A 17,081-nucleotide genomic window follows, 5' to 3' on the forward strand; every position below is an offset into this window, starting at 1 on the left:
GTGAAAATCTGCTCATGCTACAAAGGAGAAGGTAGCGATGAGTGTGACGATGGACGACCGCATCAAACGGTGGACGGCCAAGCGTAAGACGGCGTTGGTGGTAGAGATCATTCAGGGCAAGACGACGGTGGCAGAGGCCAGTCGGGCCTTTGACCTTTCGCCGTCGGAGATCGAGGGCTGGGTTGATGACGCCAAGTGGGGCATGGAGAATGCCCTGCGTGCGAACCCGCTGGAGATCCGCGAGCAATACCAGAAGCAGCTGAGGGACCTGCAGGAGGCTTACGGCGAGGCCATGCTGGAGCTGCGCGCCAGAAAAAAGCTGGCGGCCCTCATGGAGCGGGAGGACGGACAATGATCCGGACGCTCCATGAGGGCCTTCTGGCGGATGGGATCGCGGTGCCGATGACCAAGCTATGCGCCTGGTTCGGCGTGCCGCGGCGGACGGTCTATTACAAGCCGACCAAGGCCGCGCCGCAGGTCGATCCCCGCTTTGCCGAGCCGATCAAGGCGATGATCGAAAAGGAACCCTCCTTCGGCTATCGTACGGTGGCCTGGCTTCTGGGCTTCAACAAGAACACGGTTCAAAGGATCTTCCAGATCAAGGGCTGGCAAGTCCGCAAGCGCCCGATCGGCATGCGGCCCCGGATCGAAGCGGTGCCATCTGTGGCCGCCGCACCGAACGAGCGCTGGTCGACGGACCTGTGCCGGGTTTGGCCGGGCCGCGACGGCTGGACCACGCTGGCTTTGGTGATCGACTGCCATACCCGCGAACTTTTGGGATGGCATCTGTCGCGATCCGGCAAGGCCACCACCGCTGCCAGTGCCTTGGAGCATGCCCTCATCTCCCGGTTCGGGACCTTGGGCAAGGTGACGCGCGAGTTCCTTCTGAAGTCCGACAACGGGCTAGTCTTCACCAGTCGGCGCTATACCGCCCTGGTCCGCAGCTATGGGTTGCGCCAGGAGTTCATCACGCCGCACTGCCCCCAGCAGAACGGCATGGTCAAGCGCGTGATCCGAACGCTCAAGGAACAGTGCATCCATCGCCAGCGCTTCGACAGCATCCAGCATGAGTGCGGCCCGGCATCGACCAACCGATGACCCGCCAGGAAAACCGATCGATCACGACCGCCAGATACAAGAACCCCTCGTGGGTGCGGATGTAGGCGATAACTGCGACCCAGAACTGGTCGGGGGCATCGACATCGAACCCTCTGTTTAGGGTGTTTTCGGCAACAACAGCTGGGCTGCCCCCCGTAAGAGCCGGGCTTCTTTCTGTAACCAATCTGGGCCCTTATGCCTGCCTGACGGGCCAAACGCCACGCCCGGTTGGGGCTGATGTCTTCGCCCAGATCGCGCAGATCGTCATGCAGTTTGCGGTGGCCATGGACTTCACCACTTTCCGTTCAGGCCTTCTTCAGCAGCTTTGTTTGCCGCTGATCCTCCAGCGCCCGTTGGGAAAGGAGTACGCGCAGCAATGCATAGAAACCGCTCGGATGAACCAGCAGCGTCCGGCACATGGCCCGAACCGCAAAGGTCAGCCGGTTCTCCGCAATGAAAGCATACTTCACCGGGATTCCCTGCCGAAGTTATGCGGTCGCCTTTTTTAGGATGTCCCGGTTCGCCCGGAAAACAGTCCCCCGGACTGCTTTCTGATCCGGCTCAAATTTGTCACTTTGGCCAAATGGCGCTTCAGCCGGCGGATCTCGCAGGCCTAGGCATCAACCTCCTGGATCACCTTCGCGGGCCGCAAGAATTGCTTTTGCCACGAGTAGATCGACTTGGTGCTGACACCCAACCGCTCGGCCACATCGCGCATCGGATAACCCCGATCCTCGACTTGGGCCTCTGCATCACGCTTGAACTCATCTGTGAAATTTGCTCCGGACATCTCGTCCTCCTTGCTTCCAAAAATACCAAGCAAGGCGTCTACAAATCGAAGGGCTATTCACTCTATCCATCTCGCGCCCACGCTGAATCAACGTTCAGCGGTGTGAAACGAGCGAGGCGCAAAATCTGCCAGTGTTCGTTGATTCAGTGAGGGAAGATGGTGCCCCAGGAGGGACTCGAACCCCCGACCTCCTCATTACGAATGAGGCGCACTACCAGCTGTGCTACTGGGGCCGCGCGGTAGTGCGTCTAAACGACCGGGGCCGCGTCTTCAACCCCGAATCGCTGAGTCAGATCAATCGCTTTCGAGGAAATTGTTCTACACCAGATGGACAGGCCATTGCCAAACTTCTGCCGGACTCGACGGCTGGCAAACCAGGGGCTATTCAGTATGCGTTTGCCATCGGCGTTGCGTTCGGCCACCGCATCTCGGGCGGCCGCTGCCTCGGCGACGGCCGTTTTCCATATCCTCAAAAGCCAGATGGCGCTCATCGGGGGACAACTGCCCGGACCGCTTGCCGCAAAGCGCATGGCCCAGCTCGGCGATCAGGCAGTCTTGGCGATCGGTCTTCCGGGCAAGGCGGCGCCACTGCGAAACATGCCGGGCGATCAAGCCATTCTTCTGCGACACGCCACAATCCCGCACACCAGGCAGCAGGCTCCCGGCCACAATCCGCGCCTTCACATCATCCGACCAACGCCACCGTCCTGACGGCCCATCCAGAACCTAGATGCGTGAAACTCTCCCTTGCGACCGGGAACCTCCTTCCGGTCCTCATTTTGGTGCTCCATGGCCAAACTCCTGCAAACTCAGGTGCTAGGCGGCATGTCCTAAATGACCTCATCCCGAAACCACGGGGCTGACGACATCGCTCACATTTTAATCCATGATCCGCGCTATTCGTGAAGCCGAATTGTGCGCCAGGCCGTGCTGGCCCACAGCCGTTCTGCTGCGTGAAACCTCCGAATAGCTGGCAGGGCCCGGCAGGACTAGTTGGCTGAGCGGGCAATGGCCTCGATGTCGATGATCTCGGCATCTTGTGCGGCTTCGGCTGCTTTGGCCACTTTCGCCTCTGCAACCGGTTTCGGGCTGCCGACGATCAACGGCAGCAGTTCGGTGCCGGTCGAGCTGGGGCGGCTGCCTTCGGGTGGCTCGCGCCAGGACAGGGTGTCGAACGCGCCGCAGTTGTCGCAGATCGGCGTCCACTGCGCATGGATGCCTTGGCACTTGTCGCAGCACCATTGCGGTCCGCGCGGTGCGGTCAGCGCCCGGGCCAGCCAGCCGCGCACCACGGCATCGTCGGCACCTTCGCCGCGTTCAATGGCCGCCATGATCGCCAGCGACCGGCCGGTTGGGTGGCTGGTGGCCAGATCACCGATGATGCGGCGCGCGGCGGGGAAATCTTCGGCCGCCAGGTTCAACTCGGCCAGCAGCAGCCGGGTTTCTTCATGCGTCGGGTGGATGGCGGTCAGCAGTTTGAAGCGCTTCAGCCGGGCTTGCGCCGATTCCGTCGGCTCGATTTCGGCAAAGGCAGCGGCCAGATCGGGGTGCGGACGCGCCTCCCAGGCCTTTTTCAGCACCCGCGTGGCGTTTTTCGCATCGCCCTTCGCAATGTAGCTGCGTGCAGCCATTGCTGCGGCGGGAATCAGGTCGGGCGACAGCTTGTTGGCCTCGATAGCCGCCTCGCGCGACTCGATGCTGGCAGATTCGTCGAACACCGTCTTGGCCTCTTGCAACGCCAGAACGGCGTCGCGGCGGCGGAAAACCTCGCGCGGCAGCGTGCCTGCCCGCAGTTTGGCCCCCAACGTGGTACGCGCACCCTTCCAGTCGGCCTGGCTGGCCTGCAATTGCAGCAGCACGTCCTGGGTCTCGGTATGCCGCGGCTTCATCGCAAAAGCCTTTTCGGCCAGCTTCAGCGCGGTTGCCTTGTCGCCGCTGGCCACCTTTTGCAGCATCAGGCCGCGAACGCCGACAAAGCGGGTCTTCTCGTCGGTCAGCAGCGCCTTGTAAGCCTCGGTCGCCCGGGCACTGTCGCCGGCAAGTTCGGCGGCCTGCGCGGTCAGCAACGTGGTCAGCTCCGGTTTGCCCAGATATTTCTGCGCCTTGGCCGCCCGCGACAGCGCCACCCGCGCCTCGCCCGAGGCCAGCGCGATCATGCCTTCCGACAGCGCCTGATAACCCTTGCGCTCGCGGTTGCGGTCGAAATAGCGCGAGACGGCGGTTTCGTCACCGTTGAGGAACTTCAGCACCGCCACCAGCAGCCCGATCGCCTTCAGCAGCAGCCAGACCGCCACCACCAGCAGCAGCGCCCCCACCAGCGCCTGCAACGGCCCCAGCGTCACCTCATAGCCATAGACGGCAATCTGCAAGCCGCCGCCGGTATCGGTCAGCCTGCCCGCCCCGAAAGTCAGCCCGGCGATCACGGCCACGAACAAAACGACTTTGAGCAAAGACCAGATCATCATGCGCCCCTATTGCTGTGCAATTGCGGCCGCGACGGCAGCAAGCGCTTCGGTTACGGCCAGCCTGCGATCGGCCATTGCCCGCCATTCGGTCAGTGCCGCCTGCCCCTCGGGTGGCAGACCCGCAGTTTCAGCAAATGCAGCGGATAAATCGCCGTTGCGCAAGGCCTGTTCGGCCCGCGACAGCACGGCATCGGGGTCGGTGCCTTCGTGCGGGGTCAGCGAGCGTGCCCCGGTCTGGGTGCGCAGGAAGGCGGCAATCCGTTCGGACACCGTAGCCCCCATGTTGGCGTGCAGCGAGGCGTTCAACGCCGCGCGGGCGGCGGCCGGGAAGGCCTCTTGCACCGCCGCCAGCGTGGGCATGCCTGTTTCGGCGTTCTCCAGCAGGGCGGGCGGCAGTTCCTGGCCTTCGGTCTGGAACACCGCCACCAGATCGGCATAGGGCGCCCCGCTTTCGGCAGCGGCGTTCAGGCCATTCAGCGCCGTGGTCAGCTTGGCCCCGCGCACCGCGGCATCGGCTTCGGCCTTCAAAGCGGCAGACTTCGCCTCGGCCTCGGCTTGCATGGCGGCGGCCTGAGCTTCGGCTTCGGCCTTCAAGGCGGCCGATTTCGCTTCGGCTTCGGCAATCCGAGCCTCGGCGGCGGCGGCAGCGGCGTTGATGTCGGCCGCAATTTCGGCGCCATTGCCGGACTGCGCCTTGATCTCGTCACGCAGCGCGGCAAGATCGCGCTCGTAAGCCTGCAACGCCGAGTTCGACACGCCACCTTCGGCAGTCGGCTGTTTTTCCAGCGCGCTCAGTCTTGCATCCAACGCGTCGATCCGGGCGTTACTCTCAGCAAAGCGCTTTTCCAGATCGCTGAACCAGCTTTCATGGCCGTCGAACTTGCCGCCAAGCTCGGTCAGCCGCGAGTCGATCGCGGCCAGTTTCGGGTCCATTGCCTTTACGGCGGCAATCGCGGCTTCCAGCGCGTCCAGCCGGGCCACAGCATCGCTGTCGGTCTTGGGCTTGGCCAGTTCGGCCTGAACGGCGGCCAGCCCGGCCTGGTTTTCCGCCAGCTTGGTCGCCTGTTCGGCCAGTTGCAGGGTCATCGGCGTGGCGGGCAGGCCCGGTGGCCAGTCTGGCGGCACGCCATAACGCGCCAGCGCAAAACCGCCGCCCGCCGCAACCGCACCCCCGGCAAGCAGGCCGACAAACGCCCCAATGCCGCCGGATTTCGATTTCACCGGCGGCGGGGCCTTCGGGGAGGCCTCGGTCTTCTCAGGGGCCGGGGGTTTTGGTGGAACCGGAGCTTGCGTCGGGGTTTGCGGCGGCTTCGGCGCGGGCATGTCTGTCGCTTTCGGTGGCGTGTCCGGATCTGCCATGGCCAACCTCCCCTGTCGGGCTCCGGCGGAGCCTCGTTCCTGCGACCTTAATGCCTGTTGGGCTTTGTCTCAAGCTTGCGTGCCTGCGGCAATCAGACCCTGTAAAGTCTCTATCATTGCACCCGCATCGGGCCTTTTGGCAATGGCGAGCCCTGCTCTGGGCATCCCCTCGGCCGCCTCTGCCACCGCGGGCGACAAGGCTGCCAACCAAAGATCGGCCTGCAATGGCACATCAGCCAGCGCCGCGCGCAGGATGCTGGCCGTGCGCGGCGAAAACAGCGGCACCAGAACCGGCCCCGGCGCTTGCAGGCACGCCAACGCCTGCGGGGTCAGCGGTTGCTGCTCTTGCGCATAGACGATGGCCGAATACGTCTCTATATTGGCGGAATTGAGCGATTCCACCAAGTCGCCGCGCACGTCGCGACCGCGCAGATGCAACAGCGGCCCCATCTCGCCCGCCGCCTTGATCGCTGCCGTCAGCGCCACAACGTCGCCCTGCGCCGAGACCGCCTGCAATCCCGCCTCGCGCGCCGCCTGCGCCGTGCGATTGCCAACGCACCAGGCGCACGCGACGCCAGAAAAAATCGTCTCGGCAGCTATCCGCTGAAACCCCTGCACCCCGGTTTCCGACGTGAAAATCAGCGCCTTCAGGCGCACTTGTGGCAGCACCGGCGCCAGGAATCGTGGCGCCAGCAGGGCCGAGTCGATGATCCGGATATCGCCGCCGAACCTGTCCCGCAGATCGGCGGCAAAGCGGTCGCCCTGCGCCGCCGGACGGGTCAGCAGAATTGGTGAGGATTGTCTGGACATGGCTGCGGTGTTACCTGCGCTGAAACCTTCTGGCAACGGGATGCCTATGCAAAGCCTGACCTTCCTTGGCATCGAGTCAAGCTGCGACGATACCGCAGCCGCCGTGGTGCGGCATGTGCCGGGGGCAGCGGCGCAGATTCTCGCCTCAGTGGTGGATGGCCAGGTGGCGCTGCATGCGCCGTTCGGTGGCGTGGTGCCAGAACTCGCCGCCCGCGCCCATGCCGAGCGGCTCGATTTTTGCGTTGAACGCGCGTTGGCCGAAGCAGGGGTTTCGCTGTCCGATCTGGACGGTATCGCTGTCACGGCGGGGCCGGGGCTGATTGGCGGCGTGCTGTCGGGGGTGATGTGCGCCAAGGGCATTGCCGCGGGCACCGGTCTGCCGCTGGTGGGGGTGAACCATCTGGCGGGGCATGCACTGACGCCACGGCTGACCGATGGGCTGGCGTTTCCCTATCTGATGCTGCTGGTTTCCGGCGGGCACTGCCAGTTTCTGCGGGTTGCCGGGGTGGAAGATTACACGCGGCTGGGCGGCTCGATCGACGATGCGCCGGGCGAGGCGTTCGACAAGGTGGCGAAGCTTTTGGGTCTGCCGCAGCCGGGTGGTCCGGCGGTAGAGGCGGCGGCGAAGACCGGCGACGCCCGCCGCTTTGCCCTGCCACGGCCGCTGCTGGACCGGCCCGGGTGTGACATGTCGTTTTCCGGGCTGAAAACCGCCGTGCTGCGCACCCGTGACCGGTTGGCGGCCGATCAGGGCGGGCTGCATCTGCAAGACCGCGCCGATATCTGCGCCGGTTTTCAGGCGGCGGTGGCGGACGTGCTGGGCGAAAAAACCCGTCGCGCGCTGGATCTGGCACCGGTCACTGGCTTTGCCGTGGCGGGGGGCGTTGCTGCTAATTCGGCCATTCGCGCGGTGTTAGAGACGGTTTGTCTTGCCAAAGGCGTGCCCTTTCTGGCGCCACCGCTACGGCTGTGCACCGACAACGCGGCGATGATCGCCTGGGCGGGGATCGAGCGGTTTCGGGCCGGGGCGCGCGATGGCATGGACCTGATGGCCCGGCCGCGCTGGCCGCTGGATACCACCAGCCCGGCGCTGCTGGGATTTGGCAAAAAGGGAGCCAAGGCATGAAAGTGGCAATTCTGGGCGCGGGGGCCTTTGGGGCGGCGCTGGCGGTGGCCTTGGGGCGCGAGGGGCCGGTGACGCTGTGGGGGCGCGGCATTTCCGGGCATGTGGCGCCGCGGCTGCCGGGGGTCGATCTGCCGGAAAACGTCTCTGTGACTGCCGAAATCAACAATCTGGGCGTGCCGGATGTTGTTCTGCTGGCCTTGCCGATGCAGGCGCTGGGCGGGTTTCTGGCACAGAACGCCAGGGCCTTGCGCGGCGCGCGGCTGGTGGCCTGCTGCAAGGGGGTGGACCTTGCCAGCGGCCTTGGGCCGACGGCGTTGATCGCGCAGGCCTGCCCGGATCATCCGCCCGCCATCCTGACCGGCCCCAGCTTTGCCGCCGATATTGCGCGCGGCTTGCCGACGGCGCTGACCCTCGCCTGTGCCGACGATGCACTGGGGGAATCGCTGCAAAAGCGGCTCTCAACCAGCGTTTTGCGGTTGTATCGCAGCACCGATGTGGTGGGGGCGGAACTGGGCGGCGCGTTGAAGAACGTCATCGCCATTGCCGCGGGCGTGGTGATCGGCGCCGGTTTGGGCGACTCGGCCCGCGCGGCACTGATGACGCGGGGTTACGCCGAGATGGTGCGGCTGGCGCTGAGTTTTGGGGCACGGGCCGAAACTCTGGCCGGGCTTTCCGGCTTTGGCGATCTGGTGCTGACCTGCACCTCGGAACAATCGCGCAATTTCCGCTTTGGCCGGGCGCTGGGCGCTGGGCAGGCGTTTGATGCCAGCGTGACGGTGGAAGGGGTTGCCACCGCCAAAGCCGTCTCTAACATCGCCGAAACCAAGGGCATCGACATGCCGGTGGCCAGCATGGTGGCGGCGCTGACCGAAGGCCGGATTACCCATGCGCAAGCCATTCAGGCGCTGATGTCGCGCCCGTTGAAACAGGAGTGAACGATGCGCGTTGCCGTGATCTGCACTGACAAACCCGGGGCGCTGCAGACCCGGCTGGAGAACCGCGCAGCACACCTGGCGCATATCCAGGCCAGCGGCGTGGTGGAACTGGCCGGGCCGTTTCTGGATGCGGACGGCCAGATGACCGGATCCTTGCTGGTGCTGAACGTCGAGACGCTGGATCAGGCCAAGGCTTGGGCGGCCGCGGACCCCTATGCGCTGGCGGGGTTGTTCCAGTCGGTCAGCATCCGCGAATGGAAAAAGGTGGTCGGCTGATGCGCTATTGGCTGTTCAAATCCGAGCCCGACACCTGGAGCTGGGATCAGCAGGTCGCGAAGGGTGACGCGGGCGAAGAATGGCACGGCGTGCGCAACTATCAGGCGCGCAACAACATGCGGGCCATGCAGATCGGTGATCAGGGGTTTTTCTATCACTCCAACATCGGCAAGGCGGTGGTGGGCATTGTCGAGGTCTGCCGGCTTTCGGCGCCCGACAGCACCACCGACGATCCGCGCTGGGATTGCGTGCATATCCGCGCCTTGCGGGCTTTGCCAAAGCCGGTCAGCCTTGACGCTTGCAAGGTGCAGCCGGGGCTGGAAGCCATGGTGCTGGTGAACAACTCGCGGCTGTCGGTGCAACCGGTGACGCCAGAGGAATGGCGGATCGTGCTGGGCATGGCGGGAATTGACGCATAGGGGCAAATTAAAATGGAGGGCCCCGACCCCATCGAGACCCTCCATCCACCCCACGTGCTCCCTTTGCACCACACGTGATATGATAAGGTCTCGAGCTACTGCCCTGTTGAGGTAGGTATAGGGGATTCGCGGCTTTGGCGCAAATCTGAAGTCCGGAAGAATTGAGGCAAGACCAATGGCTTGCTGGCAAGGTTTGGGAAAGCAAAATGCCCGCGACCGGCGCGGGCATTGCAGAACCGGAACCCGGAATTACTTGTAGGCCGCTTCCTTGCCGAAATGCTTGACCAGCAGGTAATAGACCACGGCGCGGTGCTTGCTGCGCTCGGACCGGCCATAGGTGTCGATCACCGCATTGATGGCTTCCATCAGCTTCGGGCTGTCGGCCAGACCCATCTTCTTGATCAGGAAGTTGTTCTTGACGGTCTCAAGCTCGGTCGCATCGGTGCCGGCCACGGTCGAGGCATCGGCATTGTAGATCGCCGGGCCGCAGCCGATGGTGACCTTGGTCAGCAGGTCCATATCCGGCGTCACCTTGCACTTGTTGCGCAGGTCATCGGCATATTTGGCGATAAGGTCGTCTCTTTTGCTCATTCCACGTGCTCCTCGTTCACAACACTGTCCGGCCAACCGCAATCGGGTTTTCCCTGCGGGGTCGGCGAAGCTTAGGGGAAGATTGTTAACCCACAAAGGGAAATGTCGGGCCGAAATTCCCCGCGGAACAGCAAAATGCCCCGAACCTTGCGGCACGGGGCAGGATGTTCAACCATCGCGGGTGGCCAGGTTCAGTAGCGGTAGTGATCGGCCTTGAACGGGCCTTCAACCTTGACGCCGATATAGTCGGCCTGTTCCGGGCGCAGTTCGGTCAGCTTGACGCCGATCTTCTTCAGATGCAGGCGGGCCACCTTTTCATCAAGCGCCTTGGGCAGGATATAAACGCCGGGGGCATATTCGTTGCCCTTGGTGAACAGCTCGATCTGCGCCAGCACCTGGTTGGTGAAGCTTGCCGACATCACGAAAGACGGGTGGCCGGTGGCATTGCCCAGGTTCAACAAGCGACCTTCCGACAGCAGGATGATGCGATGGCCCGAGGGCATCTCGATCATGTCCACCTGGTCCTTGATGTTGGTCCATTTGTGGTTCTTCAGCGCGGCGACCTGAATTTCGTTGTCGAAATGGCCGATGTTGCCGACGATCGCCATGTCCTTCATCTCGCGCATATGCTCGATGCGGATGACGTCGCGGTTGCCGGTGGTGGTGATGAAGATGTCGGCGTCTTTCACCACGTCTTCCAGCAGAACCACCTCAAAGCCGTCCATCGCCGCCTGCAACGCGCAGATCGGATCGACCTCGGTGACCTTGACCCGCGCACCGGCGCCTTGCAGCGAGGCCGACGAGCCTTTGCCCACGTCGCCATAGCCGCAGACCACGGCGACTTTGCCGGCCATCATGGTGTCGGTGGCGCGGCGGATGCCATCAACCAGCGATTCCTTGCAGCCATATTTGTTGTCGAACTTCGACTTGGTGACCGAGTCGTTGACGTTGATCGCCGGGAACGGCAGTTGGCCGCGCTTGTGCAGGTCGTAAAGCCGATGCACGCCGGTGGTGGTTTCTTCCGAGACGCCCTTGATGGCGGCGCGCTGGGCGGTGAACCAGCCGGGGCTGGCAGCAAGCCGCTTCTTGATCTGGTTGAACAGGCAAACTTCTTCGTCGCTGGTCGGCACGGCGATCAGATCGGTTTCCCCCGCCTCGACCCGCGCGCCCAACAGGATATACAGCGTGGCATCGCCGCCATCGTCGAGGATCATGTTGCAGGTGCCTTCGGCAAACTGGAAGATCTTGTCGGTATAGGTCCAGTATTCCTCCAGCGTTTCGCCCTTGATGGCGAAAACCGGGGTGCCGCCCGCGGCAATCGCCGCCGCCGCATGATCCTGGGTCGAGAAGATGTTGCACGAGGCCCAGCGCACGTCGGCGCCCAGCACCACCAGCGTCTCGATCAGCGCGGCGGTCTGGATCGTCATGTGCAGGCTGCCTGCGATACGCGCGCCTTTCAGCGGCTTGGTGGTGCCGAATTCCTCGCGCAGCGCCATCAGGCCGGGCATCTCGGTTTCCGCGATGGTCAGTTCCTTGCGGCCGAAAGCGGCCAGCGCGATATCCTTGACAATGTAATCCTTCGGCATCCGCCGCACTCCTTTGATCCTTGATTGCCGGGCAGATAGCATTTGTCCGGCCTCTCGACAATGGAAGGCTTGGCCGGATAGGGTCGCCACCGACCATGAGGACAACATGAAGCAACCCCGCGCCTGGCAACGGATGCTTTCGGGCCGCAGGCTGGACCTGCTGGACCCGACGCCGGTGGATATCGAAATCGAGGATATCGCGCACGGGCTGGCGTTCGTCGCGCGCTGGAACGGGCAGACGCGCGGCGATTTTCCCTATTCGGTGGCCGAACACTCGCTGCTGGTCGAGGAAATCTTTGGCCGTGGCAATCCGGGAATTGCCGCAAAATGGCGGCTGGCGGCGCTTTTGCATGACGCACCGGAATATGTGATTGGCGACATGATCAGCCCGGTGAAATCGGCGGTGGGGCCGGGCTATGGCGAGATGGACGCGCGATTGGCGGCGGCGGTGCATCTGCGCTTTGGCCTGCCCGCCGTGCTGCCCGCCCCGATCAAGAAAGCGATCAAGGCTGCAGACAAGGTTTCAGCCTGGCTGGAGGCGGTGCAGATCGCCGGGTTTTCCCATGCCGAGGCCGACAAGTTGTTCGGGCGGCAGGTGCCGGGCGATCTGGCGGGATTGCAGATCCATCTGCGCCCACCGGTACTTGTGCGGGCCGATTTCGTGGCCCGGCACAAGGCTTTGCTGGCGGCGATGAGCCTGGGTTAGATCGCCATATCGTCAGCGGATTTGCCGGATTTCAAAGCGGCTTCAAACCAGCGCGGCTTGCGGCCGCGGCCAGACCAGGTATCGGCCGCATTGGCCGGATTGGCGTATTTCGCCGCAGCCGGCGCGCGTTTGCGAGGGGCAACCGTTCCGGTCAGCTCCGAAAGCGAAAAACCCAGCGAGCGGGCTTTGTCTTCCAGTTCGGCCAGAGCCTCTTTCTTTTTGCGGTCCTCGAAAGAGCCAATGGCTTTTACAACCTGCGACTGAAGATCTTTCAATTCCTTCAGCGATAGCTTGTTCAGGTCTGGGGTCACGGCATTATCCTTTTCCGATAGAGATTTGACCTTTTTAGGTCATGCCTGATCGGAAATCAAGTATTTGCCATGTTAATTTAGCGCCGTCGATTTCAACGGCGAATTCAGGCCGATTACCGCGGACTGCGCTTGGCCAGAATACGTTGCAGGGTGCGTCGATGCATGTTCAGCCGCCGTGCGGTTTCCGAGACATTGCGCTCGCACATCTCATAGACCCGCTGGATATGTTCCCAGCGCACGCGGTCGGCAGACATCGGGTTTTCCGGCGGCATCGGCAGGGCGTCGCCACGGGCCAGCAGGGCGCGCGTCACCTCGTTGGCGTCGGCCGGTTTGGACAGATAGTCGATGGCGCCGATCTTCACCGCAGCCACCGCTGTGGCAATCGCGCCATAGCCGGTCAGCACGACGATCCGGCAATCGGGGCGATTTTCGCGCAGGGTTTCCACCACGTCCAGACCGTTGCCGTCTTCCAGACGCAGGTCGATGACCGCATAAGCCGGGGGGTGCGACAAGGCAAAGGCCTTGCCAGCGGCTACGGTTTCCGCAACTTCGACGATAAAGCCGCGCTTTTCCATAGCCTTGGCTAGCCGCTTCAGAAAAGGCTCATCATCGTCAACCAGCAGAAGCGTCTTGTCGGCCCCAAGGTCGACACCCAAGTCTTCGGTCATTACGGCTTCCCCTGTTCCGCGCATGTGCAGCGAACCTAGGCGCTTTTTGCCGAAACGTCAAACTAACCTGACAGATTTCCGTCAATCCGGCCTGACACTTCAGCGTTGCTGCACCGCCGCGGTGTTGACATAGCACGCCACGCTCTCGGCCATCTGGTCCGGTGTGGCGTCGCGCTTGAAGAAATCGACAAAGCCGATGCCCGGCAACATCAGATAGGTAAAGGTCGAATGGTCGATCAGGTAATATTCTTCTTCCGGGTTCTTGATCTTGAAATAGGTCTTGTAGGCCAATGACGCCGCCTTGATCTGTTCAGCCGTGCCGGTATAGCCGATCATCCGCGGATGCAGGCTGTCAGTGAAACTGGTCAGGGTTTCCGGCGTATCACGCGCGGAATCCACTGAAATGAATACCGGTGTCACCTCGATTCCCTGTTCTTCCAGAATGTCCACGGCGGCGGCATTGCGGGCGTTGTCCAACGGACAGACATCGGGGCAGAAGGTGTAGCCGAAATAGACCAGCGACGGTTTTGCCAGCATTTCCTTTTCGGTCACCGCGGCACCGGTTTCGTCGATCAGGTTCAGCGGCCCGCCGATTTCGCCCCCGGCCACCTGGCCGCTGCGACATTCGGCAAAGATGTCATTGCCGCCCCGGAAATACGCCGCCCAGACCGAAACCGCGACGATCACCGCGGTCATCCCTGCCGCCAGCCAGGCCGATAGTCTTGTCATCGCCAAAGATCCTCTGCCAATCCGTTGCGCATTGATCCTGCAACTTGCCCGCCTTAACAATGGCAAAGTTTCCGCCACCCCAACAAGGTTTCCTGAATGACAGTCATCGGCCACCCCCTGACTTCGGGCGAGAATCGCGGCGATTGGGTGCGGATGCGCACGTTGATCGTCCAGCGCTGGATTGCCATCGCCGGGCAGGTCGCGGCGATCATCGTGGCCGACCGTCTTTACGGCATCGACCTGCCGCTGGGGCTTTGCTATCTGGTGGTCGGTGCCTCGGTGGTGGCCAACGTGCTGTCGGCGTTCTGGTTTCCCGACAATGCCCGCCTGACCGAGACTCAGGCTCTGCTGACCTTGCTGTTCGACATGGCACAACATTCGGCGCTGATCTATCTGGCCGGCGGGCTGAACAACCCGTTTGCGTTGCTGATCCTCGCGCCAGTGACGATCTCGGCTTCGGCGCTGCAACTGCGCACCACGCTGATCCTCGGTGCCACGGCCATGGCGATGATGGCGGTGATGCTGATCGACAGCATCCCGCTGCAATTCGCCGATGGCAGTTTCCTGATGGTGCCAAGGGTGTTTCTGATTGGTTTCTGGTTTGCCATCGTGATCGGCATCCTGTTCCAGGGCTATTACTCGCGCAGTGTCGCCACCGAAATCCGGTCGATGTCGGATGCGCTGCTGGCCACCCAGATGGCCTTGGCACGCGAACAGAAGCTGACCGATCTGGGCGGCGTGGTGGCGGCCGCGGCGCACGAGATGGGCACACCGCTGGCCACCATCAAGCTGGTCTCGACCGAGATGATGGCCGACTTGGCTGACCATCCCGATCTGCTGGACGACGCAAAGCTGATCCGCGAACAGGCGGATCGTTGCCGTGACATCCTGCGTTCGATGGGGAAAGTCGGCAAGGATGACAAGCATATGCGGCAGGCCGCCTTGGGTGTGGTGCTGCGCGAGGCGGCCGAGCCACATCTGAATCGCGGCAAGCGCGTCGCCTTCGACCTGCGCCCCGGCTACGGGGGTTCAGCGCGCGAGCCGATGGTGCTGCGCCGCCCCGAGGTGATCCACGCCTTGCGCAACCTGGTGCAGAATGCCGTCGATTTTGCCGAAAGCGCGGTCTGGGTCGATGCCAGCTGGACCGACAAGACCATTACCGTGCGGGTGGTCGATAATGGCCCCGGCTATCCGCCCGACGTGATCGGCCGCATCGGCGACCCCTTCGTGCGCAAACGCTCGACCGAGCAGGATCTGGCGCGGCGCCCGGAATACGAGGGCATGGGTCTGGGCCTGTTCATCGCCAAGACCCTGCTGGAGCGCACGGGTGCGGTGCTGGTGTTTTCCAACGGCTCCGATCCGTTCCTGCGGCCGCAGGAAGTGCCGGAACGCTGTGGTGCGGTGGTCGAGGTCAGTTGGCACAACGAGGCGCTGCTGGCCCCCGCCGACCAGCATCTGGGCGAAAACAGCCCTCTGGAAGGGTAGGCCGCGGTCCTGTCTGTGGCTTTTATCGCGCAAAAGCTGCAACTTGGGCGTCCGGCTTGATATTTTTAATGTGCTTAACCACGCATTAACTTTCTCCTCTCAAAGCTGAACCTGAAAAAGAAGTTCGCCTTCGGGGACAGTGATGCAATATGATCTGGTGCTGGGGCTGGTGGTTATCGCCGCAGCTTTGCTTTCCGCCATCGGTGGATTGATGGTGCTTTCGGCGCTGCAAGCCAAGGCCAAGGCCGCGACCGGCAGCGTGTTCCTCGATCAGGGCGATCACGCCAGCTTTCTGTTCGACGGCGAAACGCTGATCGACGCCACACCAGAGGCGCGGGCGCTGCTGTCGCTCAGTCAGATCAAGGGCAGTCCCTGGGCGCGGCTGGCGGCGTTCCTCTCGCCGCGGTTTCCGGGGTTCGAAGCGCGGTTTCAGGGGCTGGAGGGCGAAGGGCAGGTGATGCTGGCCTCGACCGATACCGCCTCGCAGCCGCTGCTGCTGCGGGCGGAACTGCGTGGCGGTCTGACCCGCATCACCCTGCTGGACCCTGATACCGAACGCCGCGCTCCCGGTGCCGATCTGCTGACCCAGCGCGCGCAGGAGGATGAACTGGCGCAGTTGCGCGGCACCATCTCGCAGGCGCCGCTGATGATCTGGCGCGAGGCGGCGTCGGGCGATGTCACCTGGGCCAATGCGACCTATCTGGATCAGGCCAGCCAGAAGCTGGAACCGGGGCAGGATCTGTCCTGGCCGCTGCCGCGCCTTTTTGAACGGACAGCCGTGGCGCAGGGGGTGAATGGCCAGCGTCAGCGACTGGACCAGCCGACCGGGCCTGCGCATTGGTATGACCTGATCGGCTTTGCCGAAGGCGAGGGGCGGCTGATGTTCGGCCTGCCCGCCGATGCCGCGGTGCAGGCCGAAACCTCGCTGCGCGATTTCATGCAGACGCTGACCAAGACCTTCGCGCATCTGCCGATCGGACTGGCAATTTTCGACCGCCAGCGCCAGTTGCAACTGTTCAACCCGGCGCTGCTGGATCTTTCCGGCTTGCAGCCCGATTTCCTGTCCCTGCGCCCGACGCTGTTTGCCTTTCTGGATGCGATGCGCGACCGCAACATGATCCCCGAGCCGAAAGACTACCGGTTCTGGCGCAAGCAGATGACGGAACTGGAAAAGGCCGCGTCTTCCGGGCTTTACGAGGAAACCTGGAGCCTTCCCTCCGGGCAGACCTACCGGGTGATCGGCCGCCCACACCCCAACGGCGCGCTGGCGCTGATGTTCGAGGATATCTCGACCGAGATGTCGCGCACCCGCCGCTATCGCGCCGATCTGGAACTGGGTCAGGCGGTGGTCGATGCGATGGATCAGGGTCTGGCGGTGTTTTCGGAATCCGGCGTTCTGGTGATGTCGAACACCGCCTATACCGAGCTTTGGGGCCATGATCCGGCCTCCACCCTGGGCGAAAGCGGCGTGGCCACACTCTGCGCCCACTGGCGCGAGAACAGTGCGCCCTCACCGATCTGGTCCGAAGTCGAGGATTTCATCGCCACCATGGGCGAGCGCAAGGCCTGGGGTGGCGAGGCGCGGTTGAACGACGGGCGGTTGCTGGACTGCCGGTTTACCCCGATCCAGGGCGGCTCGACATTGGCCACGTTCCGGCTGGCGGCCCCCGAAAAGGCCCGAAGCCCGCGGCTGGCCGCCAGCAAGGCACGCAAGTCGGCGTGATGGG

At 63.3% G+C, this 17,081-nt stretch carries 18 protein-coding genes, 1 tRNA gene and 1 pseudogene; 9 read left to right on the forward strand and 11 right to left on the reverse strand.

From position 1 onward, the window contains the following. Positions 1 to 49: 49 nt before the first annotated feature. Positions 50 to 355 (forward strand): transposase, encoded by a 306-nt coding sequence (locus tag RSW2DRAFT_RS08725; protein WP_232209669.1) that lies wholly within the window; start codon positions 50 to 52, stop codon positions 353 to 355. 278 nt (positions 356 to 633) lie between these two features. Further along, positions 634 to 1,098 carry a DDE-type integrase/transposase/recombinase gene (locus RSW2DRAFT_RS18820; protein ID WP_232209672.1) on the forward strand — a complete coding sequence of 155 codons (465 nt, stop codon included), beginning with the start codon at positions 634 to 636 and terminating at the stop codon, positions 1,096 to 1,098. Here the strand turns inward: RSW2DRAFT_RS18820 and RSW2DRAFT_RS18505 are convergent. The 6 genes and pseudogenes from RSW2DRAFT_RS18505 to RSW2DRAFT_RS08765 all read right to left on the reverse strand — a co-directional run. After that, positions 1,073 to 1,888: pseudogene (locus RSW2DRAFT_RS18505) on the reverse strand (IS3 family transposase); the annotation flags it as partial. The gene RSW2DRAFT_RS18820 and the pseudogene RSW2DRAFT_RS18505 sit on opposite strands and share 26 nt — an antisense overlap. Positions 1,889 to 2,045: 157 nt before the next feature. After that, positions 2,046 to 2,121 (reverse strand) — tRNA-Thr (locus tag RSW2DRAFT_RS08745). A 148-nt stretch (positions 2,122 to 2,269) separates the two neighbouring features. Further along, positions 2,270 to 2,572, reverse strand: a complete 303-nt coding sequence (locus tag RSW2DRAFT_RS18795) for a hypothetical protein (RefSeq protein ID WP_394295236.1) — start codon at positions 2,570 to 2,572, stop codon at positions 2,270 to 2,272. A 305-nt stretch (positions 2,573 to 2,877) separates the two neighbouring features. Next, positions 2,878 to 4,350: a heme biosynthesis protein HemY gene (locus RSW2DRAFT_RS08755; protein WP_040671895.1), complete on the reverse strand. Its 1,473-nt coding sequence runs from the start codon at positions 4,348 to 4,350 to the stop codon at positions 2,878 to 2,880. A gap of 9 nt (positions 4,351 to 4,359) precedes the next feature. Further along, positions 4,360 to 5,712 carry a COG4223 family protein gene (locus tag RSW2DRAFT_RS08760; protein ID WP_008030090.1) on the reverse strand — a complete coding sequence of 451 codons (1,353 nt, stop codon included), beginning with the start codon at positions 5,710 to 5,712 and terminating at the stop codon, positions 4,360 to 4,362. Between the two features lie 69 nt (positions 5,713 to 5,781). Further along, positions 5,782 to 6,522 carry a uroporphyrinogen-III synthase gene (locus tag RSW2DRAFT_RS08765; RefSeq protein WP_008030091.1) on the reverse strand — a complete coding sequence of 247 codons (741 nt, stop codon included), beginning with the start codon at positions 6,520 to 6,522 and terminating at the stop codon, positions 5,782 to 5,784. Between the two features lie 46 nt (positions 6,523 to 6,568). On the opposite strand from RSW2DRAFT_RS08765, the gene tsaD reads away from it, so the two are divergent. Genes tsaD through RSW2DRAFT_RS08785 form a run of 4 tightly spaced genes read left to right on the forward strand, consistent with a single transcriptional unit; the run spans position 6,569 to position 9,278 of the window. Continuing rightward, positions 6,569 to 7,648 carry a tRNA (adenosine(37)-N6)-threonylcarbamoyltransferase complex transferase subunit TsaD gene (gene tsaD, locus RSW2DRAFT_RS08770; RefSeq protein ID WP_008030093.1) on the forward strand — a complete coding sequence of 360 codons (1,080 nt, stop codon included), beginning with the start codon at positions 6,569 to 6,571 and terminating at the stop codon, positions 7,646 to 7,648. Next, complete coding sequence (locus tag RSW2DRAFT_RS08775; RefSeq protein ID WP_008030095.1) at positions 7,645 to 8,583, forward strand: NAD(P)H-dependent glycerol-3-phosphate dehydrogenase; 939 nt, start codon at positions 7,645 to 7,647, stop codon at positions 8,581 to 8,583. Before tsaD ends, RSW2DRAFT_RS08775 begins: the two co-directional genes overlap by 4 nt. 3 nt (positions 8,584 to 8,586) lie before the next feature. After that, on the forward strand, positions 8,587 to 8,859 hold the full coding sequence (locus RSW2DRAFT_RS08780; RefSeq protein ID WP_008030096.1) for a YciI family protein: 273 nt from the start codon (positions 8,587 to 8,589) through the stop codon (positions 8,857 to 8,859). Next, positions 8,859 to 9,278, forward strand: coding sequence for an EVE domain-containing protein (locus RSW2DRAFT_RS08785; RefSeq protein WP_008030098.1), 420 nt, complete (start codon positions 8,859 to 8,861; stop codon positions 9,276 to 9,278). Before RSW2DRAFT_RS08780 ends, RSW2DRAFT_RS08785 begins: the two co-directional genes overlap by 1 nt. A 249-nt stretch (positions 9,279 to 9,527) precedes the next feature. Here the strand turns inward: RSW2DRAFT_RS08785 and RSW2DRAFT_RS08790 are convergent, their stop codons facing one another. Beyond that, positions 9,528 to 9,869, reverse strand: a complete 342-nt coding sequence (locus tag RSW2DRAFT_RS08790; protein WP_008030100.1) for a DUF2853 family protein — start codon at positions 9,867 to 9,869, stop codon at positions 9,528 to 9,530. Positions 9,870 to 10,060: 191 nt separating this feature from the next. After that, the gene (gene ahcY, locus RSW2DRAFT_RS08795; RefSeq protein WP_008030102.1) at positions 10,061 to 11,455 is read right to left on the reverse strand and encodes an adenosylhomocysteinase; all 1,395 of its coding nucleotides are present in this window, start codon (positions 11,453 to 11,455) and stop codon (positions 10,061 to 10,063) included. A 106-nt stretch (positions 11,456 to 11,561) separates the two neighbouring features. On the opposite strand from ahcY, the gene RSW2DRAFT_RS08800 reads away from it, so the two are divergent. Continuing rightward, entirely contained in the window at positions 11,562 to 12,161 is a 600-nt protein-coding gene (locus tag RSW2DRAFT_RS08800) for an HD domain-containing protein (RefSeq protein ID WP_008030103.1), read from the forward strand. Here RSW2DRAFT_RS08800 and RSW2DRAFT_RS08805 read toward each other — a convergent pair. The 3 genes from RSW2DRAFT_RS08805 to RSW2DRAFT_RS08815 all read right to left on the reverse strand — a co-directional run bounded on the left by RSW2DRAFT_RS08805 (position 12,158) and on the right by RSW2DRAFT_RS08815 (position 13,869). Next, entirely contained in the window at positions 12,158 to 12,472 is a 315-nt protein-coding gene (locus RSW2DRAFT_RS08805) for an H-NS histone family protein (RefSeq protein WP_008030106.1), read from the reverse strand. The two genes, RSW2DRAFT_RS08800 and RSW2DRAFT_RS08805, sit on opposite strands and share 4 nt — an antisense overlap. A 113-nt stretch (positions 12,473 to 12,585) precedes the next feature. Continuing rightward, positions 12,586 to 13,140, reverse strand: coding sequence for an ActR/PrrA/RegA family redox response regulator transcription factor (locus tag RSW2DRAFT_RS08810; protein WP_008030108.1), 555 nt, complete (start codon positions 13,138 to 13,140; stop codon positions 12,586 to 12,588). Between the two features lie 99 nt (positions 13,141 to 13,239). After that, positions 13,240 to 13,869: an SCO family protein gene (locus RSW2DRAFT_RS08815; RefSeq protein ID WP_008030110.1), complete on the reverse strand. Its 630-nt coding sequence runs from the start codon at positions 13,867 to 13,869 to the stop codon at positions 13,240 to 13,242. A gap of 96 nt (positions 13,870 to 13,965) precedes the next feature. Between RSW2DRAFT_RS08815 and regB the strand changes: the two genes are divergently transcribed. Both regB and RSW2DRAFT_RS08825 read left to right on the forward strand, forming a co-directional pair. After that, entirely contained in the window at positions 13,966 to 15,354 is a 1,389-nt protein-coding gene (regB, locus tag RSW2DRAFT_RS08820) for a sensor histidine kinase RegB (RefSeq protein WP_008030112.1), read from the forward strand. A 142-nt stretch (positions 15,355 to 15,496) separates the two neighbouring features. Next, the gene (locus RSW2DRAFT_RS08825) at positions 15,497 to 17,077 is read left to right on the forward strand and encodes a PAS-domain containing protein (protein WP_008030114.1); all 1,581 of its coding nucleotides are present in this window, start codon (positions 15,497 to 15,499) and stop codon (positions 17,075 to 17,077) included. Positions 17,078 to 17,081: the final 4 nt, after the last annotated feature.

This window comes from Rhodobacter ferrooxidans, from assembly GCF_000176015.1.
Lineage (GTDB): Bacteria > Pseudomonadota > Alphaproteobacteria > Rhodobacterales > Rhodobacteraceae > Pseudorhodobacter_B > Pseudorhodobacter_B ferrooxidans.